Source organism: Ruegeria sp. CJ3 (assembly GCF_056536725.1).
Map to the genome: position 1 here is coordinate 26,021 of NZ_JBQFQE010000016.1, position 9,311 is coordinate 35,331.

7 protein-coding genes are annotated in these 9,311 nt (G+C 58.4%); all 7 read left to right on the plus strand.

The genetic code is table 11. The features are described from left to right. Positions 1 to 260: 260 nt before the first annotated feature. The 7 genes from sstT (at position 261) to ACR0J1_RS19275 (ending at position 9,216) form a co-directional block, all read left to right on the plus strand. Complete coding sequence (gene sstT, locus ACR0J1_RS19245) at positions 261 to 1,490, plus strand: serine/threonine transporter SstT (RefSeq protein ID WP_480734304.1); 1,230 nt, start codon at positions 261 to 263, stop codon at positions 1,488 to 1,490. 522 nt (positions 1,491 to 2,012) lie between these two features. Next, the gene (locus ACR0J1_RS19250) at positions 2,013 to 2,906 is read left to right on the plus strand and encodes an N-formylglutamate amidohydrolase (RefSeq protein ID WP_480734303.1); all 894 of its coding nucleotides are present in this window, start codon (positions 2,013 to 2,015) and stop codon (positions 2,904 to 2,906) included. A 20-nt stretch (positions 2,907 to 2,926) separates the two neighbouring features. Beyond that, entirely contained in the window at positions 2,927 to 4,519 is a 1,593-nt protein-coding gene (locus ACR0J1_RS19255) for an ABC transporter substrate-binding protein (RefSeq protein ID WP_480734302.1), read from the plus strand. Positions 4,520 to 4,578: 59 nt separating this feature from the next. Continuing rightward, positions 4,579 to 5,544: an ABC transporter permease gene (locus ACR0J1_RS19260; RefSeq protein WP_480734301.1), complete on the plus strand. Its 966-nt coding sequence runs from the start codon at positions 4,579 to 4,581 to the stop codon at positions 5,542 to 5,544. Positions 5,545 to 5,555: 11 nt separating this feature from the next. After that, positions 5,556 to 6,491, plus strand: a complete 936-nt coding sequence (locus ACR0J1_RS19265) for an ABC transporter permease (protein WP_480531456.1) — start codon at positions 5,556 to 5,558, stop codon at positions 6,489 to 6,491. Between the two features lie 3 nt (positions 6,492 to 6,494). Further along, entirely contained in the window at positions 6,495 to 8,201 is a 1,707-nt protein-coding gene (locus ACR0J1_RS19270; protein ID WP_480734300.1) for a dipeptide ABC transporter ATP-binding protein, read from the plus strand. A gap of 70 nt (positions 8,202 to 8,271) precedes the next feature. Beyond that, positions 8,272 to 9,216: a LysR family transcriptional regulator gene (locus ACR0J1_RS19275; RefSeq protein ID WP_480734299.1), complete on the plus strand. Its 945-nt coding sequence runs from the start codon at positions 8,272 to 8,274 to the stop codon at positions 9,214 to 9,216. Positions 9,217 to 9,311 lie beyond the last annotated feature (95 nt).

The following is a 9,311-nucleotide window of genomic DNA, read 5'->3' on the forward strand; positions in this document are numbered from 1 at the left end:
GAGATCGGTTGCAAGAGCTATGCGAACCACCGTTCTGGGATGCAAAATTCCATCATATTGACATTCACGCGTTGCTGCTAACGGTTTGTTTTATAATCGTAACAGAGCACTTGGACTGTCCGAGCAGTCAATCGGAGCAAGAGCAAGGCGTTTAAATGCGCATAACACATCCCATATAACGGAAATCCGATTTTGTTTTTCCAACATGAAGGTGCGCGTCGCGCGTGTGCTTTCGGTTCTTGTCAGTGAAGGTGGGTCCGATGAAATTCATTCTGAATGGAAGCCTCGTAACTCAGATCATCATCGGGCTCGTCGCCGGTGTTCTTCTTGCTGCCGTCTGGCCCCAAGCTGGCAGTGCCGTTGGGTTGCTGGGTGATTTTTTCGTAGATGCACTTAAGGCAGTTGCGCCGGTATTGGTGTTGATCCTTGTCTGCGCTGCGATCACCAATCACAAGCAGGACAGTCAGGCCCAGATGGGTCCGGTCGTATTCCTATATATTGTCGGTACATTTGCAGCGGCCCTCTTGGCGGTTGCTGCCAGTTTCGCTTTCCCGGTCACTTTGCATCTGACCGCGCCTGCAGAAGCCATGGCCGCACCGGAAGGATTGGCCGAGGTCGTCAAGAACATTCTGCTGCGGTTGGTGGACAACCCGGTCAACGCGGTGGCACAGGCCAACTATATCGGAATTCTCGCCTGGGCCATCGGCTTGGGGCTGGTGTTCCGTCATGGTTCGGACACCATGAAAACCTTGATGTCCGATCTGGATGCGGGGATCACCAAGATCGTCGCAGCAATCATTCGCGTTGCCCCGATCGGCATCTTCGGCATCGTCTCCTCGACAATCGCCGAGACGGGATTTGCGACGCTCATCAGCTATGGCAACCTTCTGTTGTTGCTGATTGGTTGCATGGTGGTCATGGCGCTGGTGGTCAATCCGCTGATCGTCTATCTGCGCATCCGCCAGAACCCTTATCCGCTGGTCTTCACCTGCCTCAAGGAATCCGGCATCACCGCGTTTTTCATGCGCAGTTCAGCCGCCAATATTCCGGTCAATATGGAGCTGTGCCGGCGGATGAATCTGGATGAGGAAACCTACTCGGTGACTATTCCTATCGGGGCGACAATAAACATGGGTGGTGCCGCGATCACGATAACCGTCATGACCCTTGCAGCTGTTCACACCGTCGGGATCGAAGCCGATTTCCTTTCGGCCCTCCTGCTGAGTGTGATTGCGGCCATTGCTGCGACTGGCGCGTCCGGTGTCGCCGGGGGTTCGCTGCTGTTGATCCCGATGGCAGCCAGCCTGTTTGGTATCGACAACGCGACTGCAATGCAGGTGGTCAGCATCGGGTTCATTGTCGGAGTGCTGCAGGACTCGGCCGAGACAGGGCTGAACTCGTCAACCGACGTACTGTTCACGGCGGCGGGTTCCTATCGTCGTGGCGACCCTTATCCTAAGAAGTTACCTCTGGAGGAAGTCGCTGCCTGAGGGCAGCGGCAACCGCATGCTACAGACTGTCTGAAACGTGCCGGCTTCAGATTTGACCAAAGTTTGCCAATCGGATGAACTTTCTGGCAAGGGCGGTGGCCGTGTGCGACACACTCATGGGGGGTGCTGCCGCCGCTCTTTGCTCAGCACAGATGGTGTTCTGGCGCGCATTCTCTGATCCCGGCAGAGCCGGCCCCGACCGAGCTGAGCAATAGGATCAAGCGTTTCCCTGACGCGCATGGCACCCCCACCTTATCCGCCAGCAAACGGCGCTGGCGCGTGAAATCTGCTGAGCCGGGGTTTGGGCGTAGATCATCCCACATAGCAACCTTATGCGCGGCGGCCTTTGCCCTTGCGGGGCGACCGTCAGTGACAGGCCGTGGGGCCGAGATTTCGTACGTCACGCGGCAAGGGCATAACTTTATCTTATGCGCCCTTTCGATAGGAAAATAAGATTTCGAACCGATCCTGTCGCACGTAGTTGTATGTGGAGCGGATTCGCAAAAGAGGTTTATCCATCCCATGCACCTGAACTCTGAGATCATAAGTAATGGAATAGCGCATCCGGCGCTCGCCGTGACCAAGGGTGACAGCCCTCTGATGCTGTCCTTTCCGCATTCCGGCGACGTGTACCCGGACGATTTCGGCCATCGCAGCGACCTGACCTATGCGGATGTCGACCACCCATCCGACAAGTACATGGATGAAATCTTTGCCGAGGGGCACAATCTGGGCCTGACCACGATCAAGGCGAACTTTCCCCGTGCCTATGTGGATGTGAACCGGCATCAGCACGACATCGACGCCAACATGCTGGATGACCCCGACAACTGGTACGGGCGGTTTCTGCCCGGATCTGTCGCTGCGGGGGCCACATTGTTCTGGTCCAAGGCCTATGACAAGCCGATCTATGATCGCAAACTGACTTTGGCGGAAATAAAAGGTCGCCTGGCCCGTTACTTTATCCCCTATCACCAGACGATGACGTCGCTGGTGGAAGGGCTGCACGCGAAGCATGACGAAGTCTACATCGTCGACTGCCACTCGATGACCCGCTTCGACGCCGAAGCCCGCGGCGGCAAGGAGCGCCCGCAGGTAGACATCGGCAACCGCTCGGGCGGGTCCTGCGCGCCCGACCTGACCGAAGAGATGGCCCGCCTGTTCCGCGAACGTGGATACGATGTCGGAATCAACAAGCGTTTTGTCGGCGGTGAAATCACAGTGCGATATGGATGGCCTGAAATTGGCCAGCATATTCTGCAGGTTGAGCTGCGCCGCGACCTCTACATGAACGAAGCCACCCGCGAGCGGAATGAGAACTTTGACAAGGTTCAGGCCGACTGCGCCGAGATCCTGCGGGAATACAAAGCTTACGTCGAAAATCGGGGGCAAGCGCCTGCCCGAGCAGCAATCTGAGAAAACAGGAAGGGATAGCCATGAAACAGACAATCTCTGCACTGGCGCTGGCCGCCACCCTCGCACTGCCCGGAGTGGCAAGCGCCGAAACCCTGCGCATGGGCTTTGCGTCCGCGCCGCGCTCGATCGATCCCTACCCGTTCGGAGGTACGCCCACCGCATCGCTTAAGGAGCATGTGTTCGAGGCGATGGTTGCCGCGGATGACAGCCCTTTGCTGGCGACAGGTTGGGAATGGACCGGCCCGACCACTTTGGAAGTCAAGCTGCGTGAAGGCGTCACCTTCCACAATGGTGAGCCGCTGACCGCGCGGGATGTGGTCTATTCAGCCTGCCGGATGATGAATCTTATCGACGGCAAGCGTAACCTGCTGACCAGTTCGATGGGGCCGATTGCAGACGTGGTCGCGGTCGATGACCAGACCGTGAAATTCGAGATGACCGCGCCTTATCCGCTTTGGATCCAGAAGATGAAGTTCCTGTCGATCCTGCCCGCCTCGGGCGCGGATATACCTGAGGGACCGATCAAATACGATGCCGAAGGTGATTGCGGAGTCACGGCCTACCCGACCCGCGCCGAATTCGAGAACGGCGACGCGGCGATTGGCACAGGGCCTTACAAGATCTCTCGGTTCGATAAATCGGGCGAGGCGGATCTCGTCAAGAATGACAATTATTGGGGCGAAGCTCCGGAATGGGATGAGGTGGAAATCCGCACCATCGGCAATGCTGGCGCACGCCTTGCCGGTCTGCTGGCGGGTGATTTCGATATCATCGAAAACCCCACAACCGAAGACCTGCCCGGGTTGGAAGCCAATGACGAGCTGGCCTATACCGCTGTGCCGTCCTGGCGCTCGATCTTTCTTGTTCTGGACGTGAACCCCGAAGGGGCCGGTGGCGTAACCGCAGAAGACGGCAGCGCCCCGCTGGCGGACCCCCGCGTGCGCAAGGCGATGTCGATGGCGATCAATCGTCAGGCCATTGCCGACCGGCTGTTCGGCGGCGAAGCCACCGTGGCCAACCAGTTCGCACCGAAATACCGCACGGGTGCACCGGAATTGCCGGAACTGGAATACGACCCCGAGAAGGCCAAGGAACTGCTGGCCGAAGCGGGCTATCCCAACGGCTTCACCATCGACTTCTTCGCCCCGTCAGACCGCTATGCAAACGGTGCCCGCGTCGCGCAGGCCGTCACGCAGTATCTGTCGCGGATCGGTATCACTGTGAACCTGAAGACGCAGCCCTGGTCCGTCTTTGCCGGTCAGCGGTCGAATGGCGAGCTTGGTGCGTTTCTCTATGGCTGGGGCCACCCGCAGGGACCCGCTCAGATGATCTCGTTCGCGTTTGCGTCGAGAGACAAGGATCTGGGGCTTGGGGCGTCAAACTACTCCAACTATCAAAGCGACGCGTTTGACGCGGCGATGAAAGCCTGGGCGGTGGAAATCGACGAGGCCAAGGCCAATGAGCATGTTGCCGAGGCGATGAAGGTTGTGGTCGAAGATATGCCGGGCATCCCGCTCTACTACCAGCACACAATCTGGGCGCACCGTGCCGATCTGGAGGTCACGGGGCGGCAGGATGAGCGTACCAGCGCAACCACTGTAAGCCGCAAATAAGCACAAACCGCCGGGGGTTTCTGGCCCCCGGTTCAAGGTCTGAAAGGGAGGGGCGAGAAATGCTCAATTTCATCCTGAGGCGAACCGGACAGAGCGCTATCCTCGTCCTGATCATGTCGGCTCTGGTCTTTATCGGCATGTATGTGGTGTCTGATCCCATCGCCGTTCTGGCGGGCGAGGATTTCACCGACGAAGACCGGATCGCACTGGCCCGGGAACTGGGTGTCGACCGACCGCTGGTGATGCAGTATTTCAGTTTTCTGGGCAACGTGGTGCAAGGTGATTTCGGAACCTCGTTTGTCTACAACCGCCCCGTCATGGACCTGATCCTAGAGCGGCTTCCGGCCACGCTTGAGGTCGCATTCATGGCCATGTTCATCGGCCTTGTCGTGGGTATTCCGCTTGGCGTCTATTCCGGTCTGAACCAGAAAAAACCGGCGACCAAGGTGACCAGTTTCATGACCACCGTCGGCTATTCGGTTCCGAACTTCTGGCAGGGTGTGTTGCTGATCATGCTGTTTTCGGTGTGGCTGCAGGTGCTGCCCGCATCAGGGCGCGGCGAGACAACCGAGATTTTCAGCGCCGACTGGTCCTTGTTCAATCTCGACGGTCTTTCGCACATGATCCTGCCCGCCCTGAACCTGGCGATCTATACGATCTGTATGCAAACCCGGCTGGCGCGATCCGGCACGCAAGAGGTGATGTATCAGGACTATATGACCTTCGCCCGGGCCAAAGGCATCAGCCGCGACCGGATCATCCGCCGCCACCTTGTACGCAACATCCTGATCCCCATCGTGACGATCACCGGCCTTCAGCTTGGCAGCCTGATCGCCTTTGCCACAGTGACCGAGACCGTTTTCTCGTGGCCCGGCATCGGCAAGCTACTTCTGGACAGTATCCACAATTCGGATCGTCCGGTGGTTGTCGCCTACCTGATCCTGATCACGCTGATGTTCGTGACCATCAACTTCGTTGTCGACGTGCTCTACGCACTGCTTGACCCGCGTATCCGCTACACCTGAGGAGATGTCTGATGTCGACCACTTCTACCACTGTTGATGCGGGCGTCCTGGCGGACCGCAAATCCGAAGAACCCACCTTTTCTGAAAAGTTCTGGAAGATCTTTCGCGGGCATCCCGCGGCACTGATCGGGCTTGTCGGTATCGTCGTCTTCATCCTGCTGGCCATCTTCGCCCCGCTGATCGCGCCGCAAGACCCTTACGACCAGATGCGGCTTGATATTCTGGACGGTCTGTTGCCGCCCGGATCCCGGCTGGGGGACGGGACGCTCAGCCTGCTGGGCACCGATGCGCTGGGTCGGGACATCTTCTCGGCCGTACTATTTGGCTTGCGGATTTCCATGATCGTGGCACTGGTCGCAGTCCTTGTTGGTTCGGCCATCGGGGTATTCATGGGGCTGCTAGCCGCCATGAAAGGCGGCTGGGTTGAAACCGCGATCATGCGCCTTGTGGACCTCAAGATGAGCTTTCCGGGCATCCTGCTGGCGCTGATGGTGCTGGCCGTGTTCGGGACCGGTATCGACAAGGTCATCATCGCGCTGATCATTGGGGCCTGGGCGACCGAAGCACGCCTTGTCCGCGGTGTCGCACTGTCCGAGTTGAAGAAAGAGTATATCGACTCGGCGCGACTGGCGGGCCTCAGCGACGGGCGGATCATGTGGCGCTATCTGTTCCCCAACTCGATCTCGCCGGTTCTCGTGGTCCTGCCGATGTCGATCTCGGGCGCTATCGGGGCCGAGGCAACGCTGTCCTTCCTGGGCGTCGGCGTGCCGATCACCGAACCGTCGCTGGGCCTGCTGATTGCCAATGGCAACGACTATATCCTGTCGGGCAAATGGTGGATCAGCATCTTCCCCGGTGTCGTGCTTGTATCGCTGGTGTTGTGCATCAACGTGGTGGCCGACAGGTTGCGCGACCATTCCAACCCCTATCTGCGCGGAAAGGACTAAGCCATGAGTGATCAATCCCTGATCAAGGTCGAGAACCTGACCATCGAATACCCCATGGCCGACGGTGAGATCTTCCGTGCCATCGACGATTTCTCGATGGAGGTCAGACGCGGCCAGATCGTCGGCGTGGTCGGCGAAAGCGGCGCGGGCAAGTCAACCATCGGCAAGGCGACGCTGGGGCTTCTGGATGAAAACGCTATCATCGACACGGGCTCTGTCATGCTCGAAGAGACGATGGTGTCGCATCTGGAAGAGCATATGTATGCCAAGGTGCGTGGCAATAAGGTCGGCTATATCTATCAGAACCCGATGACCGCCCTGAACCCGGTGCTGACAATCGGTGAACAGATCGTCGAAGCCATCGAAGCCAACACTGACAAACGCGGCAAGGCGGCGCGCGCGTATGCCATTGACCTGCTGAAACAGGCCGAAGTGCCATTGCCTGATGAACGTCTGGACAAATACCCGCACCAGCTATCGGGTGGTTTGTGCCAACGGATCGTCTTTGCCATCGCGATTTGCGCCAAGCCCGGTCTTATCATCGCGGATGAGCCGACAACCGCGCTGGACGTAACCGTGCAAAAGGCGGTTCTGGACACGCTGGTTCGGCTGACGCGTCAGGAAAACATCGCCATTATTCTCATCACCCACGACATGGGCGTGGTGGCCGAGATGTGCGATCACGTCTACGTCCTGCGCCACGGCAAGCTGGTTGAATCCGGTCCCACCGAACAGGTATTGCAGCACCCAACGCAAGACTACAGCCGCGAATTGATGGCGGCGATCCCAAGGATCGATCACAAGATCGAACGCTTTGCCGTGCCGGGCGGTCTGGGAAATGCAGCCGACCGGGAACGGGCCATCAGCTATCTGATGGGGCGCAAGACTGACAGTGGTAAAGAAGGCGAGCCGCTGCTGAAAATCCGCAACCTGTCCAAGACCTTCCTGAACAAGGCCACGGCCCTCAAGGCCGCATCCGAATTCAAGGCCGTCGCGGATGTCAGCTTTGATGTCTATCCCGGCGAAACCCTGGGTATTGTCGGCGAATCCGGGTCCGGCAAATCCACGATTGGCCGGATGATCCTGGGTCTGCACACACCCGATCCCGGGCACGAAATCATCTATCGCGGGCGCAACATCGCCGATCTGAAAACGCGCGAGGAAAAGCTGGAACACCGCAAGTCATTGCAGTGTATTTTCCAGGACCCTTACTCGTCGCTGAACCCCCGCATGAGCGCAGGCGAGAACATCACCTATCCGCTCAAGGCGCATGGTGCGCTGAACGCGTCAGATGCGTTGCAGCTGGCCGGTGATCTGATGGAACTCGTCGGCCTTCCCCGCGCCTCGGCCCGGAAGATGCCGCACGCCTTTTCGGGCGGTGAACGCCAGCGGATCGGCATTGCACGCGCCTTGTCCTTCCGCCCGGACTTCATCTTCTGCGACGAGCCGACCTCGGCCCTTGACGTGACGGTGCAGGCGGAGCTGCTGAACCTGATGAAGGACCTACAGGATCAGCTGGGTCTGACCCTGTTGTTCGTCAGCCACGATCTGGCCGTGGTGCGTCAGATGTGCGACCGGGTGATGGTCATGAAGTCGGGCCATGTTGTCGAAAGCGGACCCTGCGAAAAGGTACTGGTCGAACCGGAAGACCCCTACACTCAGGGACTTCTGGCGGCGATGCCCCGCTTCAGCTTCAATCTGGCGTCATAAGCGCTGTTATTGTACCTGCTCGGGCGGCGGTGTTACCGTCGCCCAACAGCACAGAGCTATAAGTAATCCAATGAGCCCACGTCCAAGCCGAATTCGTCGTCTGAAACATATCGAAGCCTTCTCGGCCGTGATCTCGACCGGATCGATTTCAGCGGCGGCGCGGCAGCTTGGTGTGTCACAACCCGCAGTCAGCCAGCTTGTCAAAGCACTGGAAGACGCAATCGGTGCCCCCCTATTTGTCCGGCGCAACGGCGCGATCTATCCGACGCATCGGGCAGAGGCTCTGAGGGAAGATTCTATAGCGCTTCTCGCGCAGCTTGAACGCTTTCAGGCGCAGCTCAGCCATCAACGGACCGGGTTGCTGTCGACGGTGCGTATCTCGGCCAGCATGAGTATCGTGAACGAGTTGCTGCCACTTCTGTTCAGCAACCTGACCGTCACGCATCCAGAGATGAAGTTCTATGTCAGTTCGGTCCCGCTAAGCTCAATGCTCGTGTCGCTATTGCAGGGTCATATCGATTTTGCGCTTCACAGCCGGACCATCGACCATCCCGGATTGAACAACGAAAAGCTGAATGAATTCCGACAGGTAGCGGTCATGGCAGAAGACCATCCGCTGGCCAGCAAGGAACAGATCACGCTTGAGGATCTCGACGGGTGCCGCTTTATCAGTTCAACCAAAAGCGATCCGTCTTATCATGATCTGAACGAGCTCTGCCGCCAGGCAAATGTCTCGATGAACCCAGTGTTCCAGTCGCCATTTGCGAGCCTTACGGTCCAGATGGTGCAGCCGATGAAAGCAGTGGCGTTCAGCAGCGAGTTGATTGCGCGTCTGATTGCCGCCCGCACCCACGGCATCGTCATTCGAACGGTCGAGGGGGTTGAGATGACAACGCCCACATATCTGGCCTGCGCGGACTGGCAGGACGGGACCGAAACACAACAATTCCTGCGCGAAGGCATTGCCGAGCTTATCGATACTCTGTTCGAAGATCAGAGCCTTCTGGGCACCTAACCCTCGGCGTTGGGGTCTGACCCCAATCGCCACGACAAGGACCGGGCTTGGCACGAGCCCGGTCCTTTTTGTTATGACATATTCGAGACGACTTC

Excerpts from the sequence above, each read along its gene's own strand:
- ACR0J1_RS19250 (WP_480734303.1), top strand. The coding sequence starts at position 2,013 with ATGCACCTGAACTCTGAGATCATAAGTAATGGAATAGCGCATCCGGCG.
- ACR0J1_RS19275 (WP_480734299.1), top strand. The coding sequence starts at position 8,272 with ATGAGCCCACGTCCAAGCCGAATTCGTCGTCTGAAACATATCGAAGCC.
- ACR0J1_RS19270 (WP_480734300.1), top strand. The coding sequence starts at position 6,495 with ATGAGTGATCAATCCCTGATCAAGGTCGAGAACCTGACCATCGAATAC.
- sstT (WP_480734304.1), top strand. The coding sequence starts at position 261 with ATGAAATTCATTCTGAATGGAAGCCTCGTAACTCAGATCATCATCGGG.
- ACR0J1_RS19260 (WP_480734301.1), top strand. The coding sequence starts at position 4,579 with ATGCTCAATTTCATCCTGAGGCGAACCGGACAGAGCGCTATCCTCGTC.
- ACR0J1_RS19255 (WP_480734302.1), top strand. The coding sequence starts at position 2,927 with ATGAAACAGACAATCTCTGCACTGGCGCTGGCCGCCACCCTCGCACTG.
- ACR0J1_RS19265 (WP_480531456.1), top strand. The coding sequence starts at position 5,556 with ATGTCGACCACTTCTACCACTGTTGATGCGGGCGTCCTGGCGGACCGC.